Here is a 15,003-nt window from a genome sequence, read left to right as displayed (position 1 = left end):
GCGACGGCGGCCGTCGTGATACAGCCAAGGAGGCTTGCGTGGGCCTGATTCAAAATATTCTGGCCGTGATCGTCGTACTCGGCCTTCTGGTCACCTTCCATGAGTTTGGCCACTTCTGGGTGGCGCGGCGTTGCGGGGTCAAGGTGCTGCGCTTCTCGGTAGGTTTCGGTAGCCCGCTGTGGTCGCGTTTCGATCGCCATGGCACCGAATTTGCCATCGCCGCGATTCCGCTGGGCGGCTACGTCAAGATGCTCGACGAGCGCGAAGGCGAGGTGCCCGAGGACCAGCTCGATCAGGCGTTCAATCGCAAGTCGGTGTGGGCCCGCATGGCCATCGTTGCGGCGGGCCCGCTGGCCAACTTCCTGCTGGCACTGGTGGCCTACTGGGCGCTGTTCGTCGCCGGGACTACCACGGTGGTGCCGGTGGTGGGTGACGTCACCCCGCAGACGCCGGCGGCCGAAGCGGGCCTCGAGTCGGGGATGGAGCTGACCGCCATCGGTGGCGAGACGGTGCGTTCCTGGGACGAGGTCAATCTCAAGCTGGTGGCGGCCATCGGTGCCAGTGGCAGCCTGGAGATCGAGGCCCGCGAGGAGGGCTCGAGTGCCTCCCGCAGCTATCGCGCGCCGGTCGAGAACTGGCTGGTTGGGCAGGACCCGCCCGCGCCTTTGGCAACCCTCGGTATCGCCCCCTGGCGTCCCGACATGCCTGCCGTCATCGGCCAGGTGATGGAAGGGGAGCCCGCGGCCGAGGCAGGGTTGCAAGCCGGTGATCGTGTGCTGAGTATCGACGATCGTGCGGTGAGTGACTGGCCTGATCTGGTCGAGCGGGTCAGAGCGCGACCCGGCCAGACACTGTCGCTGGAGGTCGGGCGCAACGGCGAGTCGAAGGCGCTGAGTCTGACGCCGCGGATCAACCGGCTGGATGATGGAAGCGAGATCGGCTATATCGGTGCCGGCGTTGCCCCGGTAGACTGGCCCCAGCAGTACCAGCGGGAAATCCGCTACGGCCCCCTGGACGCAGTGGGGCAGGCGGCCTCACGTACCGCCGAGATGACGCTTCTGACGTTCGACGCCGTGCGCAAGATGGTGGTCGGCCTGATTTCGCCGACCAATCTGTCCGGGCCCATCACCATCGCCCGGATCGCCGGTGACACGGCGCGTTCCGGGCTCGAGAGCTTCATCAACTTCATGGCCTATCTGTCGATCAGCCTTGGGGTGCTCAACCTGCTGCCGATTCCGGTGCTCGATGGCGGCCATCTGCTGTACTACCTGGTCGAAGCGGTACGTGGGCGCCCGGTGTCCGAGCGCACCCAGGCCGTTGGCCTCAAGGTCGGGCTGGCGCTGGTGGGCACCCTGATGATCATGGCCCTGTACTTCGATGTGATGCGCTTGTGGTAGAAGTTGCCCCCGCCATCGACGTGGTGCGTGCGCAACAACGAGCGCCCAGGTGAATCGCGCTTTGCCGGGGACGTCACCAAGCGAGACGCCGCCGCCAACTTGTCAGTGAGGCGGAGAAATGTATAAGGTGCCTGTCTGGACAGGTACGCTGACTCAACGCGAGCGAAACGACTGCATGAAAATCAAGACCATCGGATTGGCGACACTCTTGACCGCCTGTGCCCAGGTGGCGCACGCGGCCCCTTTCACCGTGTCGGACATTCGCGTGGAAGGCCTTCAACGGGTCTCTGCGGCTTCCGTCTTCAATGCTTTTCCCGTCAACGCTCGCGATCGAGTGGACGACAGTGAACTGGCCGAAGCGGCTCGCCAGCTGTTTGCCACCGGACTGTTCGAAGATATCCAGCTGGCCCGTGAAGGCGACGTCCTGATCATCCAGGTGGAGGAGCGCCCGACGATCTCGGCGCTGAATATCGAAGGCAACTCCCAGATTCCCGACGAGGACCTGCGTGCGGGCCTCAAGCAGGCCGGCATCAGCGAAGGCCAGGTGCTGCAGCTCTCGACCATCGACGAGATGAAGCGTGAGCTAGAAGGCCTCTACCAGTCCCAGGGCCGCTACAGCGCGCGCATCGACACTGAGCTTACGCCGGTGGGCCAGGGTCGGGTGCGGGTCGATATCAACATCAATGAAGGCGCCGTCGCCAAGATCCGCCAGATCAACATCGTCGGCAATGAAGCCTATTCCGACGAGATCCTGCTCGACGAGTTCGAGCTCGAGGACGATCCCGGTCTGTTCTTCGGCTGGTTCTCCGCCGACGAGTACTCCCGCGAGGCGCTGGCCGGTGACCTGGAGCGGCTGCGCTCCTACTACCTCGATCGTGGCTACGTGAACTTCGAGATCACCTCGAGCCAGGTATCGATCAGCCCGGACAAGTCGCGCATCTTCATCACCATCAACGTCGATGAAGGCAATCGCTACCGGGTCGGCGACATCAGCTTCGTCGGCGATCTCAAGGTGGCCGAGGCTGAGGCCCGCGAGCTGCTGCAGTTCGAATCCGGTGATATCTTCTCGCGCAGCGACGTGGTGGCGTCCTCTGAGGCCATGCGCTCGCGCCTGGGTGCCGAGGGCTTTGCCTTCGCCGAGGTCAACGGTATCCCCGAGGTGCGCAGCGACGGTGAGACGGTGGACCTGAGCTTCCAGGTGGCGCCGGGGCGTCGCGCTTACGTACGGCGTATCCAGTTCGTCGGCAACACCACCACCAAGGATGAAGTGCTGCGCCGTGAGATGATCCAGATGGAGAGCGCGCCTGCCTCCACCGAGGCCATCTCCCAGTCGCGCCAGCGCCTCGAGCGCCTTGGCTTCTTCAAGCAGGTGCAGGTGCAGACCGAGCCGGTCCCCGGCGAGAGCGACCAGCTCGACGTCACCTACACCGTCGAGGAACAGCCCTCAGGCTCGCTGTCGGCGAGTCTCGGCTTCTCCCAGAGTGCCGGCGTCATCTACGGTGCCTCGCTGTCCCAGAACAACTTCCTGGGTAGCGGCAACCGGGTCAATATCGGCGCCCAGAAGAGTGATACCTACACCAGCGTCAACTTCGGCTTCACCGATCCCTACTGGACCCTGGACGGCATCTCCCGCGGCTACAACTTCTACTACCGGGCCACGGACTACGAAGATTCCGACATCTCCACCTACTCCACCGATGCCCTCGGTGCCGGGATCAACTTCGGCTACCCGATCAACGAGCTGACGCGGATGAACTTCGGCGCCAACATCGAGAAGCTCGAGATCGACACCTACGATGACACCCCGTCGGAGATCAAGCGTTACGTGCTCGACGAGGGTGACGACGCCAGTACCCTGTCGGCCACCGGCAGCTGGACCCGCAACGACCTCAACCGCGGCATCATGCCGACGGCGGGTAATTACCAGCGGCTGTCGCTGGAACTCGGGGTGCCCGGCAGTGACGCCGAGTACTACAAGGCCAGGGCCCAGGCCAAGCACTTCTTCCCGTTCAACGAAGAGCAGACCTGGTCGTTGAAGTTCAGTGGCCAGCTGGGCTACGCCGATGCCATCAATTCGAGCGACCCCTATCCGTTCTACGAGAACTTCCTCGCCGGTGGCCTGGGCTCGGTGCGTGGTTTCACCGACAACACCCTGGGCCAGCTCACCACCGAACGTGAGGACGGTGATGACGAGACCCTCGGCGGTAACGTGCTGCTCGAGGGCAGCATGGAGCTGATCTTCCCGATGCCGTTCGTCGAGGACAAGCGCTCGGTGCAGCCGTCGCTGTTCGTCGATGCCGGTAACACCTTCCTCACCGAGTGCTACGACGTGCTGTCCGAGGACGAGGATCGCAAGAAGTGCAACTCCGGGGTGGAATTCAGCGATATACGCTACAGTGTGGGCGTGGGCGTCTCCTGGCTGACGCCGGTGGGTCCCCTGACCTTCAGCGTGGCCGAGCCGCTCAATGACGAGGACGAGGACGACACCCAGGTGTTCCAGTTCTCGCTGGGTCAGACCTTCTGATGAGGACAGGCGGCCGTCGCCGCTGGCTGGTGTGGTTGGCGCTGGCCGCTGCACTGAGCAGCCCGGTGTCGGCATCGGCGTCCCAGGTGGCGGTGCTCGACTGGCGTCGCGCCGTGCTCGACACCGAGGCCGCCCGCAGTGCCATGCAGAGCCTGCAGCAACAGGTCGCACCCTGGCAGCGCGAGGCCGAAACGCTACGCCTTGAGCTCGAGGCCCTGGCCGACGACCTGGCGGCTGCCGAAGGGCAGCCGAGCCCCTCACGGGTTCAGGAATTTCAGCGAAAAGGGCAGCGTTTCGATCGCCTCAGACGTGATATCCTCGAGGCTCGCCAGGAAGCCGAACAGCGTTTGATAAGTCGCCTGGAAGGCAGGGTCGACCAGGCGGTCGCTCAGGTCATCGAGCGTCACGAGGTCGAGGTGCTGGTGACACCGGACGGTGTCCTGCACAGCGGTCGTGATCTGCCGGACCTGACGGCCGAGGTCACCCGGCTGCTCAACACGTACTGAGGGAATCGCCGACAGCGCCTGTCCCGAATTCCGTCGTCACCGCATTACGGTCATACATGAAATCGACACGTACACAGCCAAACCTCTCCGATATCGCCTCTCGCCTGGGCGCTCGCCTGCACGGTGACGGCAGCCAACGTATCGTTGGCCTGGCGACGCTCAAGGACGCCGGCCCCGATCAGGTGAGCTTTCTTGCCAATCGCGCCTATCTGAAGGACCTGCCGTCCACCCGGGCGGCGGCGGTACTGCTGCACGCCGACCATCTCGACGCCTGCCCGGTGCCAGCGCTGGTGCTGGACAATCCCTACCTCGGCTACGCCGAGCTTTCGCGCATGCTTGACCCCCAGGCCGACGCGCACCAGCCGGGCATCCATCCCAGTGCGGTGGTGGCCGAGGACGCCAGTCTGGGTGCCGACGTCTCGATCGGCCCCAATGCGGTGATCGAGTCAGGTGCTCGCCTGGGGGATCGTGTGGTGGTCGGGCCCGGTTCGGTGGTCGGGGCGGACTGCGAGATTGGCGAGGACGGTTTCCTGCACGCCAACGTCACCCTCTATCACGGCGTGGTCGTCGGCAAGCGTGTCATCTTGCACAGCGGTTGCGTGATCGGTGGCGATGGCTTCGGTTTTGCCCACGACGGTGGCGGTTGGCGCAAGATCGCCCAGCTCGGTGGCGCGGTGCTCGGCGATGATGTCGAGGTCGGCAGTTGCTCGAGCATCGACCGTGGGGCGCTGGGTGACACCGTGATCGGCAACGACGTCAAGATCGACAGCCAGGTGCAGATCGCCCACAACGTGCACATCGGTGACCACAGCGCCCTGGCCGGCTGTGTCGGCATCGCCGGTTCCACCTGGGTGGGCCGCCACTGCATGCTGGGTGGCGGAGTGGGGCTGTCCGGCCACCTGACCATCTGCGACGGCGTCCAGGTCACCGGCATGAGCCTGGTGACCAACTCCATCCTCGAACCCGGGGTCTATTCCTCGGGCACCGGGGCCATGGAAAACAGTCAGTGGCGCCGCAATGCGGTGCGTTTCAAGCAGCTCGACAGTATCGCCAAGCGGGTCAATCGTCTGGAGAAGCGAGGCTCCGGCGAGGCTTGAGGGGCGGGTACAGGTCGGTATAATCCACCGCCTATTGCCGGTATGGTGCCCTTGGCCCCCGCCGGTCATGTCCTTCCAGGGAGAAGGGCTCTTGTCATTTCAGAGGTCGCTACGATGGTTATGGACATCAACGAGATTCGCGAATATCTGCCCCACCGCTATCCTTTTCTGCTGGTGGATCGGGTCACGGAACTGACCCTTGGCGAAACCATCGTTGCCTACAAGAACGTCAGCATCAACGAGCCGTTCTTCAATGGTCACTTCCCCCACCACCCGATCATGCCCGGCGTGCTGGTGGTGGAAGCGCTGGCCCAGGCCTGCGGTATCCTGGGCTTCAAGACCGTCAACAAGCTACCCGCCGATGGCTATGTATACTACCTGGTCGGCAGCGACAACGTGCGCTTCAAGCGCCCGGTGATGCCGGGCGACAAGCTTGAGCTGCGCGCCGAGGTCGAGCGGGCCAAGCGGGGTATCTGGAAGTTCAAGTGCCGTGCCACCGTGGAAGGCGAGCTGGCCTGTGAGGCCGACATCATCTGTGCCGAGAGGAAGATCGCTTGATACATCCGACCGCCATCGTAGACCCCGGCGCCCGCCTGGCCGACGATGTCGAGGTGGGGCCCTTCAGTGTGATCGGCCCAGACGTCGAGATTGGCGCCGGGTCGGTCATCGGCCCCCACGTCGTGGTGCAGGGCCCCACCGTGCTGGGCGAGCGTACCCGCATCTTCCAGTTTGCCTCGGTGGGGGAGGCCTGCCAGGACAAGAAGTACCAGGGTGAGCCGACCCGCCTGGTGATGGGTGACGACAACGTCGTGCGCGAGGGCGTCACCCTGCACCGGGGCACCGTTCAGGATCGCAGCGAGACCACCATCGGCTCGCGCAACCTGTTCATGGCCTACGTCCACGTCGGCCATGACTGCGTGATCGGCGACGACTGCATCCTGGCCAATCAGGTCACCTTGGCGGGCCACGTGCACCTGGGCGACTTCGCGATCATTGGCGGGCTATCCGCCATCCATCAGTTCTGTCGTTTCGGCTCCCACGCCATGGCAGGCGGTGGCTCGATCATCACCAAGGACACCCCGGACTTCGTGATGATCAACGGCAATCCGGCCCAGGCCCACGGACTCAACGTGGTCGGGCTCAAGCGCCGCGGCTTTGCGACGGAAGCCATCCGCGCCCTCAGCGAATCCTACAAGCTGGTGTACCGTCAGGGGCTCACCGTGGAACAGGCCATCGGCGAGATCCGCCAGCGCTTCTCGCTGGCCGAGACCGAAGCCTTCGTGGCCTCCATCGAGGCGTCCTCGCGGGGCATCATCCGCTAGGCAGTCATCGGCCCGGCGGTCGGGCCGGCGGTCGGCGCCCGCAGCGGCGGGCGTCAGCCCCAGTGTCGTCGGCCATCTTGATGGCCGTCGTCGGCTTGGGCACCCTTCCATCGTCAGACTTGTTCAGCCAGTCAGGGATCCGTCATGACACACGCTGCACGCGATGTCGCCAGCGAGGCAGGCTCAATCCGCCGCGTCTACCTGGTGGCCGGTGAACTGTCCGGCGATATTCTCGGCGCAAGCCTGATGCGCGCGCTCAAGGCGCGTCATCCCGAGGTGGCATTCCGAGGACTGGGTGGCCCGCGCATGATCGCCGAGGGGCTCGAGTCGTTGTATCCGCTGGAGACCCTGTCGGTGATGGGGCTGGTGGAGGTGATCAAGCACCTGCCAGAGCTGATCCGCGTGCGCCGCACCCTGCGTCGGGATGCACTGGACTGGGAACCCGACATCATGGTCGGAATCGACGCCCCGGACTTCAATCTTGGCCTCGAGCGCCAGCTGCGCGAATCAGGTGTCACCACCGCCCACTACGTCAGCCCGTCTGTATGGGCCTGGCGTCAGGGGCGGGTCAAGGGCATCGCCCGCTCGGTGGACGCCATGCTGACCTTTCTGCCGTTCGAGGCGGCCTTCTACGTCAAGCACCGGGTGCCGGTGGCCTTCGTCGGCCATCCGTTGGCCGATGAGCTGCCGCTGGTCAACGACCGCCGGGCCACGCGCGAGGCGCTGGGGATTGCCGCCGACGCCCGGGTGCTGGCGTTGCTGCCCGGCTCCCGGCGCAACGAGATCCGCTTCATGGGGGAGACCTTCCTGGAGGCTGCCGAGCGCCTGGTCAAGGCAAGGCCGGGGCTTGCGGTGGTGATCCCGGCGGCCACGCCCGAGCGCAGGCAGGAGCTCGAGGCGCTGCTGGCCGTGCGGCCGGCGCTTGCGGCCTGCGTCAGCCTGCTCGATGGCCAGGCTCGTGAGGCCATGGTGGCAAGCGACCTGGTGCTGCTGGCTTCCGGCACCGCGGCGCTGGAGGCGATGCTGTGTCATCGCCCCATGCTGGTGGGCTACCGCATGGCGCCGATGACCCATCGCATCGCTCGGCTGATGGTCAAGACCGAGTGGATCTCGCTGCCCAATCTGATCGCCCGCGAATCGCTGGTGCCGGAGTTGATCCAGGACGAGGCCAGCAGCGAGGCCATTGCCACCCGCCTGGGCGAGTTGCTCGACGATGAAGCGGCGCGGACTGCGCTCGAGGCTCGCTTTGCCGCCATGCACGAGGGGTTGCAGCGTGACGCCAGCCGGCGTGCGGCGGAGGCCATCGAAGCGCTGGTAGCGGGACAGCCGTTGCCGGAAAGCGTATCGCCTCGGCTGGCCGAGGAGGTGGCCGAGGCCACGGCTGATGAAACGGATGATGTCCGTCAGGAGGCTGGCGGTGGCCGCTGAAGCGAAGTCCAGGCGCAGCAACAAGCCCGCCTTGCCGCCGCTGGTGGTGAACTATGATGGCAGCTTGCTGGCCGGTGTCGATGAGGTTGGTCGAGGGCCGCTGGTGGGCTCGGTGGTGGCAGCGGCGGTGATCCTCGATCCCTCGGTGCCGATCAGCGGACTCAATGACTCCAAGGCGCTGAGTGCCAAGCGTCGCGAGGCGCTCGACGGCCAGATACGCGAGCATGCTCTGGCCTACCATGTGGCCGAGGCGAGCCCCGAAGAGATCGACCGGCTCAATATCTATCACGCCACCCATCTGGCGATGCGCCGGGCCATCGATGGTCTGGCGCCGGCTCCTGAGTACCTGCTGGTGGACGGCAATCGGCTGCCCGGGCATCATGTTCCGGGCCAGGCCGTGGTCAAGGGCGATGCCCGCCATCCGGCCATCGCCGCCGCCTCCATCCTGGCCAAGGTGGCCCGTGACGCGGCCATGCTGGCCCTCGACGAGCGCTATCCCGACTACGGCTTCGCCCGCCACAAGGGCTACCCGACGCCTGAGCATCTGGCCGCGCTCGAACGCCTCGGGCCGCTGGCCGAGCATCGCCGGTCGTTTGCACCGGTAAAGCGTCAACTGGCGCTGTTCTGACCCGTTTTCACACACCCGCCACGGCGGGTCGAGGTAAGGCTTTCTCATGTCCGCTCCCTTCGTTCATCTTCGCGTCCACAGCGAGTTCTCCCTCGTCGATGGCCTGGTGCGCCTCAAGCCGTACGTCAAGGCGGGCATCGAGCACGGGGCGCCGGCGCTGGCGCTGACCGACGAGGCCAACCTGTTCGGCCTGGTGAAGTTCTACAACGGTGTCCAGGGCGCCGGCATGAAGCCGGTCATCGGCGCAGATCTGTGGCTGGTCAACGGCCACGACCTGGATCACCCCTATCGGGTGACCCTGCTGGCGATGAACGACGTCGGCTACCGCAATCTGACCGAGCTGATCTCGCGTGGCTGGGTCGAGGGCCAGCGCCAGGGGCGGGCCTACCTGGAGAAGGCCTGGGTGCTCGAGCAGAACGAGGGGCTGATTGCGCTGTCTGGTGGTCGCGATGGCGATGTCGGTCGCCACCTGCTCAGCGATCTTCACGCCGATGCCAGGCGCCTGCTGGACGACTGGTGCCAGGCCTTCCAGGGACGTTTCTATCTGGAGCTGACCCGTACCGGCCGCCCGCTGGAAGAAGACTGCGTACACGCCTCGGTGGCGCTGGCGCTGGACACCGGGGTGCCGGTGGTGGCCACCAATGACGTGCGCTTTTTGAAGCGCGAGGACTTCTGGGCCCACGAGACCCGGGTCTCCATCGGTGAGGGCAAGGCGCTCGACGATCCCCGACGTGAGCGCCGTTACACCGAAGAGCAGTACCTGAAGTCGCCCCAGGAGATGGCCGAGCTGTTCGCCGATATCCCCGAGGCGCTGGAAAACAGCGTAATGATCGCCGCGCGCTGCAACGTCGACGTGCGTCTGGGCGAGATCTTCCTGCCGGAGTACGGCATCCCCGAGGGCATGACCCAGGACGAGTTCTTCCGCAAGATCTCCCACGACGGCCTGACCGAGCGCCTCGAGGCGCTCTATCCGGTGGCGCAGCACCCCCGCGACAGCGACGAATGGGCGGCCCTCGAGCAACGCTACCGCGAGCGCCTGGACTTCGAGCTGAACATCATTCTGCAGATGGGGTTCCCTGGCTACTTCCTGATCGTGATGGACTTCATCCAGTGGGCCAAGGACAACGACGTGCCGGTGGGGCCGGGGCGGGGGTCCGGTGCCGGCTCGCTGGTGGCCTACGCCCAGAAGATCACCGACCTCGACCCGATCCAGTACGACCTGCTGTTCGAGCGCTTCCTCAACCCGGAACGTGTCTCCATGCCCGACTTCGACGTCGACTTCTGCATGGAGAAGCGCGACCGGGTCATCGACTACGTGGCCGAGCGCTATGGCCGCAACGCGGTGTCCCAGATCGTCACCTTCGGCACCATGGCCGCCAAGGCGGTGGTGCGCGACGTGGCCCGGGCCCAGGGCAAGCCCTATTCGCTGGGTGACAAGCTGTCCAAGCTGATCCCCTTCGAGGTCGGCATGACCCTGGCCAAGGCCATCGAGGAGGAGCCTCAGCTCAAGGAGTTCCTCGAGGCCGACGAGGAGGCCCAGGAAATCTGGGACATGGCGCTCAAGCTCGAGGGCGTGACCCGAGGCACCGGCAAGCACGCCGGTGGCGTGGTGATCGCTCCGACCAAGCTGACCGACTTCTCGCCGCTGTTGTGCGATGAAGACGGCTCCGGTCTGGTGGTGCAGTTCGACAAGAACGACATCGAGGACGCCGGCCTGGTCAAGTTCGACTTTCTTGGCCTGCGCACCCTGACCATCATCGACTGGGCGTTGGAGATGGTCGACAAGGTGCGCTCGAAGGAGGGCCAGGGACCGCTCGATATCGACACCATTCCGCTGGATGACGGCAAGACCTTCGAGATGCTCAAGAAGGCCGAGACCACCGCCGTGTTCCAGCTCGAATCCCGCGGCATGAAGGAGCTGATCAAGCGCCTGCTGCCGGACTCGCTGGAGGACATGATCGCCCTGGTGGCGCTGTTCCGTCCCGGTCCGCTTCAGTCCGGCATGGTCGACGACTTCATCAACCGCAAGCACGGTCGGGCGGAGATATCCTATCCGCACCCGGACTACCAGCACGAACTGCTCAAGCCGGTGCTGCAGCCCACCTACGGCATCATCCTGTACCAGGAGCAGGTGATGCAGATCGCCCAGGTGATGGCCGGCTACTCGCTGGGCCAGGCCGACCTGTTGCGGCGTGCCATGGGCAAGAAGAAGCCGGAAGAGATGGCCAAGCAGCGCGCCGGCTTCATGGAGGGCTGCGCGGCCAACGGCATCGATGCCGACCTGGCGGGCAACATCTTCGACCTGGTGGAGAAGTTCGCCGGCTACGGCTTCAACAAGTCGCATTCCGCCGCCTACGCCCTGGTGTCCTACCAGACCGCCTGGCTCAAGGCCCACTATCCGGGTCCCTTCATGGCGGCGGTAATGTCCACCGAGATGGACAACCTCGACAAGGTGGTGCCGCTGATCGAGGAGTGTCGTCACCTCAAGCTGACGGTGACCCCGCCGGACGTCAATGTCGGTGGCTACAAGTTCACCGTCGACGAAGAGGGGCGGGTGGTCTACGGCCTGGGCGCGATCCGCGGCGTGGGCGAAGGTCCCATCGGCGCCATCGTCGAGGCGCGCAGCGCAGACGGCCCCTTCAGCGACCTGTTCGACTTCTGTCGGCGGATCGACCCCAAGCGCATGAACAAGCGCACCCTGGAAGCCTTGATCCGCTCCGGGGCGCTGGACAACCTGGGGCCCAACCGCGCCGTGCTGGCCGCCTCGCTGGATGACGCCCTGAAGGCCGCGGCCCAGAGCCACAAGAACCAGAGCGCCGGGATGATGGATCTGTTTGGCGAGGCCTTCGCCCCGGACGAGGACGACAGCGCCAGCGATCCCTACGCCGACTATCTGCGGGTGCGTGAGTGGAGCGATCGCGAGCGCCTGGCCGGCGAGAAGGACACCCTGGGCCTCTACCTGACCGGCCATCCCATCGATGAATACGAGGAAGAGCTTTCGCGCTTCGTCTCGACCCGCATCGCCGACTTGAAGCCGTCCCGCGAGCCCCAGCGGGTCGCCGGCCTGGTGGTGGCCCAGCGCACCATGAAGTCAAAGCGTGGCGACACCATGGCGTTCGTGACCCTGGACGACCGTACCGGGCGCATCGAGGCGTCGCTGTTCGGTGAGCTCTACGACAGCGTGCGCGAACAGCTCGACAACGCCGAGGTGCTGATCATCGAAGGCGAGGTGTCCAGCGACGACTACTCCGGCGGCCTGCGCCTGCGCGGCAAGGAGGTCACCCCCATGGTCCAGGCGCGCTCGCGCTTCGGTCAGGCGGTAGAAGTCTCGGTGGATGGTCGCGAGGCCAACGGTCGACTGATCGACAGCCTGCGCACGAGCCTCGAGCCTCATCGTCACCAGGAAGGCCTGCCGGTGCGCCTGCGCTACCGCAATCTGGAGGCCACCGGCTGGCTCGAACTCGACGAGCAGTGGAAGGTGCTGCCATCCGACGACCTGCTGATCGCGCTGCGTGAGGTCGAGGGCCAGGACGGCGTCCGCCTCAAGTATCGCTAGCGGCGCGGGGTTGCGAGGGCGCCTCTACGACGATCTTGACCCGCTGCGCCTTGCGTGGCCCGGTCAGGGTGCGATAATGCACACCACTTTTTCTTTGCCATGGGTGGGCTTGCGACGACTGCGTCGCGCCCGCCTGACCATGACCACAAGGCTGGCCCATGAATCCCAACTATCTCGATTTCGAACAGCCCATCGCCGAACTGCAGGCCAAGATCGAAGAACTGCGTCTGGTCGGCAACGACAGCCAGGTCAGCCTGGCGGACGAAATTTCCCGACTCGAGGAAAAGAGCCGCAAGCTCACCGAGTCGATCTTCAAGGACCTGTCGCCGTGGCAGGTATCCCAGCTGTCGCGCCATCCCCAGCGTCCCTACACCCTGGACTACCTCGAGCACGTATTCACTGACTTCGACGAACTGCACGGTGATCGCGAGTTCGCCGATGACGCTGCCATCGTCGGCGGTGTGGCGCGACTCAATGATCGTCCGGTGATGATCATCGGCCACCAGAAGGGCCGCGACGTCAAGGAGAAGGTGCGCCGCAACTTCGGCATGCCGCGTCCGGAAGGCTATCGCAAGGCCTGCCGTCTGATGGAGATGGCCGAGCGCTTCAAGATGCCGGTGCTGACCTTTATCGACACCCCTGGCGCCTACCCTGGCATCGACGCCGAGGAGCGCGGCCAGAGCGAGGCCATCGCCTACAATCTGGCGGTGATGTCGCGGCTTGAGACGCCGATCATTTCCACCGTGGTGGGCGAAGGCGGTTCCGGTGGTGCCCTGGCCATCGGCGTTTGCGACGAGCTGATGATGCTCGAATACTCGACCTACTCGGTGATCTCGCCGGAAGGCTGTGCCTCGATCCTGTGGAAGAGCGCCGAGCGGGCCAGCGACGCCGCCCAGGCCATGGGAATCACCGCCAGCCGACTCAAGGAGTTGGGCTTCGTCGACACCCTGATCAAGGAACCCCTGGGCGGCGCCCATCGTTTCCCCCATGAAACCGCCACCCGGGTGCGCGACGCCATCGGCGAAAGCCTCGAGCGCCTCGACGCCATGGACACCGCGGCGCTGCTCGAGCGTCGCTACGAGCGTCTGATGAGCTATGGCGCCCCGGCGTAAGTGACGTGCGGGCAAGCTCCCTGCGTCCAGCGTTGTTCCTGCGGCCCCCATCGTCCTGCGATGGGGGCCGCCTGCGTACCAGGCACCAGCCGTCACGTCCGACTTGCAGGAATCGCCGACATGCCGACGTCTCCCACCCTTGAAGCGCGAATCGAGCGGGCCCTCGACCGGGTGCCGCGACAGCGGTCGTTGTGGATCGCGCTGTCCGGCGGGCTCGACTCCTGCGTGCTGCTGGCGCTGGCGGCAAGGGTCTGCGGGCAGCGGTCGCGCCGATTGCGGGCGATCCACGTGCACCATGGCCTGCAGGCGGCGGCGGATGACTTCGAGCGCCACTGTCGCAGGCTATGCGCGCAGCTGGGGATAACCCTCGAGGTCGTCCGGGCAAGGGTGGACCGTACCTCCGGCAAGGGCCTGGAGGCGGCGGCGCGCCAGGCGCGCTACGACGCCTTCGTCGAATGCCTGGACGCCGGTGATGTGCTGTGGCTGGCCCAGCACCGTGATGACCAGGCCGAGACGCTGCTGCTGGCCGCACTCAGGCGCGCAGGCGTTGCGGGCCTTGCCGCCATGCCGGCGCGGCGTGAGGAGCGTGGCCTTTCGATCGAGCGCCCCTTGCTGGAGGTCCGGCGAAGCGAACTGGAAGCCGAAGCCCGGCGTCGCGGGCTCGATTGGGTCGAGGACCCCAGCAACGCCAGTCGCGAGTTCGATCGCAACTATCTGCGTCATGAGGTGGTGCCGGCGCTGGAGCAGCGCTGGCCCGACGCCGCGGACGCCCTGGCGGCGAGTGCACGGCATGCCGGCGAGGCGGCGGCACTGCTGGACGAATACGCGCTTGAGGATCTGGCGCGGCTGGGTGGCGACCCCGCCAGGCTCGAACTCGAGGGCCTGCTGTCGCTGTCACGGCGCCGTCAGCGCTGGTTGATCGGGCTGTGCATGCGTCGGCTGGGACTTGCGCCGGCACCGGGACCACGGTTAGACGAGCTGCTCGAGCAATGTCATGCCCGGCGTGACGCCGAGGTCAAGGTGAGCTGGCCCGGGGCAGAGGCGCGGCTCTGGCGCGGTGCGTTGTGGCTGATGGGGGAGGGCGCCGGAGAGCCGCTGGAGGTTGCCGAAGGCCCCTGGGCGCCAGGGAGCGCCCTGGTGGTCGCGGGGGTGTCGATGAAGCTGCCGACGACAGAGGAGGAAACGCCGCTGCCGCTGTGGCTGCGCCCGCGCCAGGGCGGCGAACGGCTGAGGCTTGCCGGGCGAGGAAGTCGCGACCTGAAGCGGCTGCTGCAGGAAGCTGGTGTGCCGCCCTGGCGGCGTGCCCAGGTGCTGGTGGTGTGGCAGGGCGAGCGCTGCGTGGCGGCGCTGGACGCCGGCAGAGGGGGCTGGATCGCCCTGGCCGAGGGCTGGACGGCGTCGCCCTGACGGGCGACGCCTGGGGCCGGCTGATG

The 15,003-nt window shown here is 65.9% G+C and carries 11 protein-coding genes; all 11 read left to right on the top strand.

All coding sequences use genetic code 11. The features are described 5' to 3' along the window. The first annotated feature begins 38 nt into the window (after positions 1 to 38). Complete coding sequence (gene rseP / locus NFH98_RS16900; RefSeq protein ID WP_348814849.1) at positions 39 to 1,397, top strand: RIP metalloprotease RseP; 1,359 nt, start codon at positions 39 to 41, stop codon at positions 1,395 to 1,397. Positions 1,398 to 1,572: 175 nt separating this feature from the next. Further along, positions 1,573 to 3,921, top strand: coding sequence for an outer membrane protein assembly factor BamA (bamA, locus tag NFH98_RS16895; protein ID WP_348814848.1), 2,349 nt, complete (start codon positions 1,573 to 1,575; stop codon positions 3,919 to 3,921). Further along, positions 3,921 to 4,427 (top strand): OmpH/Skp family outer membrane protein, encoded by a 507-nt coding sequence (locus NFH98_RS16890; RefSeq protein ID WP_222516070.1) that lies wholly within the window; start codon positions 3,921 to 3,923, stop codon positions 4,425 to 4,427. The genes bamA and NFH98_RS16890 overlap by 1 nt, the downstream gene beginning before the upstream one ends. A 56-nt stretch (positions 4,428 to 4,483) precedes the next feature. Further along, a complete protein-coding gene (gene lpxD, locus NFH98_RS16885) occupies positions 4,484 to 5,524 on the top strand; it encodes a UDP-3-O-(3-hydroxymyristoyl)glucosamine N-acyltransferase (protein WP_349622971.1) in 1,041 nt (346 codons plus the stop codon). 114 nt (positions 5,525 to 5,638) lie between these two features. Further along, a complete protein-coding gene (gene fabZ / locus NFH98_RS16880) occupies positions 5,639 to 6,082 on the top strand; it encodes a 3-hydroxyacyl-ACP dehydratase FabZ (protein ID WP_045991177.1) in 444 nt (147 codons plus the stop codon). Further along, complete coding sequence (lpxA, locus tag NFH98_RS16875) at positions 6,079 to 6,846, top strand: acyl-ACP--UDP-N-acetylglucosamine O-acyltransferase (RefSeq protein ID WP_045991176.1); 768 nt, start codon at positions 6,079 to 6,081, stop codon at positions 6,844 to 6,846. Before fabZ ends, lpxA begins: the two co-directional genes overlap by 4 nt. Before the next feature lie 144 nt (positions 6,847 to 6,990). Further along, positions 6,991 to 8,274 (top strand): lipid-A-disaccharide synthase, encoded by a 1,284-nt coding sequence (gene lpxB / locus NFH98_RS16870; protein ID WP_348814846.1) that lies wholly within the window; start codon positions 6,991 to 6,993, stop codon positions 8,272 to 8,274. Then, the gene (gene rnhB / locus NFH98_RS16865) at positions 8,264 to 8,902 is read left to right on the top strand and encodes a ribonuclease HII (RefSeq protein ID WP_231498598.1); all 639 of its coding nucleotides are present in this window, start codon (positions 8,264 to 8,266) and stop codon (positions 8,900 to 8,902) included. The genes lpxB and rnhB overlap by 11 nt, the downstream gene beginning before the upstream one ends. A gap of 46 nt (positions 8,903 to 8,948) precedes the next feature. Beyond that, complete coding sequence (gene dnaE, locus NFH98_RS16860) at positions 8,949 to 12,458, top strand: DNA polymerase III subunit alpha (protein WP_124803472.1); 3,510 nt, start codon at positions 8,949 to 8,951, stop codon at positions 12,456 to 12,458. 158 nt (positions 12,459 to 12,616) lie between these two features. Continuing rightward, entirely contained in the window at positions 12,617 to 13,570 is a 954-nt protein-coding gene (locus NFH98_RS16855; protein ID WP_045991173.1) for an acetyl-CoA carboxylase carboxyltransferase subunit alpha, read from the top strand. 120 nt (positions 13,571 to 13,690) lie between these two features. Further along, positions 13,691 to 14,977 carry a tRNA lysidine(34) synthetase TilS gene (gene tilS / locus NFH98_RS16850; RefSeq protein WP_349622970.1) on the top strand — a complete coding sequence of 429 codons (1,287 nt, stop codon included), beginning with the start codon at positions 13,691 to 13,693 and terminating at the stop codon, positions 14,975 to 14,977. The last annotated feature ends 26 nt before the right edge of the window (positions 14,978 to 15,003 follow it).

Source organism: Halomonas sp. H33-56 (assembly GCF_040147035.1).
GTDB lineage: Bacteria > Pseudomonadota > Gammaproteobacteria > Pseudomonadales > Halomonadaceae > Halomonas > Halomonas litopenaei.
The sequence above is the reverse complement of the archived record's forward strand: the minus strand, read 5'-3'. Positions and strand labels throughout refer to the sequence as shown.

Excerpts from the sequence above, each read along its gene's own strand:
- dnaE (WP_124803472.1), top strand. The coding sequence starts at position 8,949 with ATGTCCGCTCCCTTCGTTCATCTTCGCGTCCACAGCGAGTTCTCCCTC.
- NFH98_RS16855 (WP_045991173.1), top strand. The coding sequence starts at position 12,617 with ATGAATCCCAACTATCTCGATTTCGAACAGCCCATCGCCGAACTGCAG.
- bamA (WP_348814848.1), top strand. The coding sequence starts at position 1,573 with ATGAAAATCAAGACCATCGGATTGGCGACACTCTTGACCGCCTGTGCC.
- lpxB (WP_348814846.1), top strand. The coding sequence starts at position 6,991 with ATGACACACGCTGCACGCGATGTCGCCAGCGAGGCAGGCTCAATCCGC.
- tilS (WP_349622970.1), top strand. The coding sequence starts at position 13,691 with ATGCCGACGTCTCCCACCCTTGAAGCGCGAATCGAGCGGGCCCTCGAC.
- NFH98_RS16890 (WP_222516070.1), top strand. The coding sequence starts at position 3,921 with ATGAGGACAGGCGGCCGTCGCCGCTGGCTGGTGTGGTTGGCGCTGGCC.
- fabZ (WP_045991177.1), top strand. The coding sequence starts at position 5,639 with ATGGTTATGGACATCAACGAGATTCGCGAATATCTGCCCCACCGCTAT.
- lpxD (WP_349622971.1), top strand. The coding sequence starts at position 4,484 with ATGAAATCGACACGTACACAGCCAAACCTCTCCGATATCGCCTCTCGC.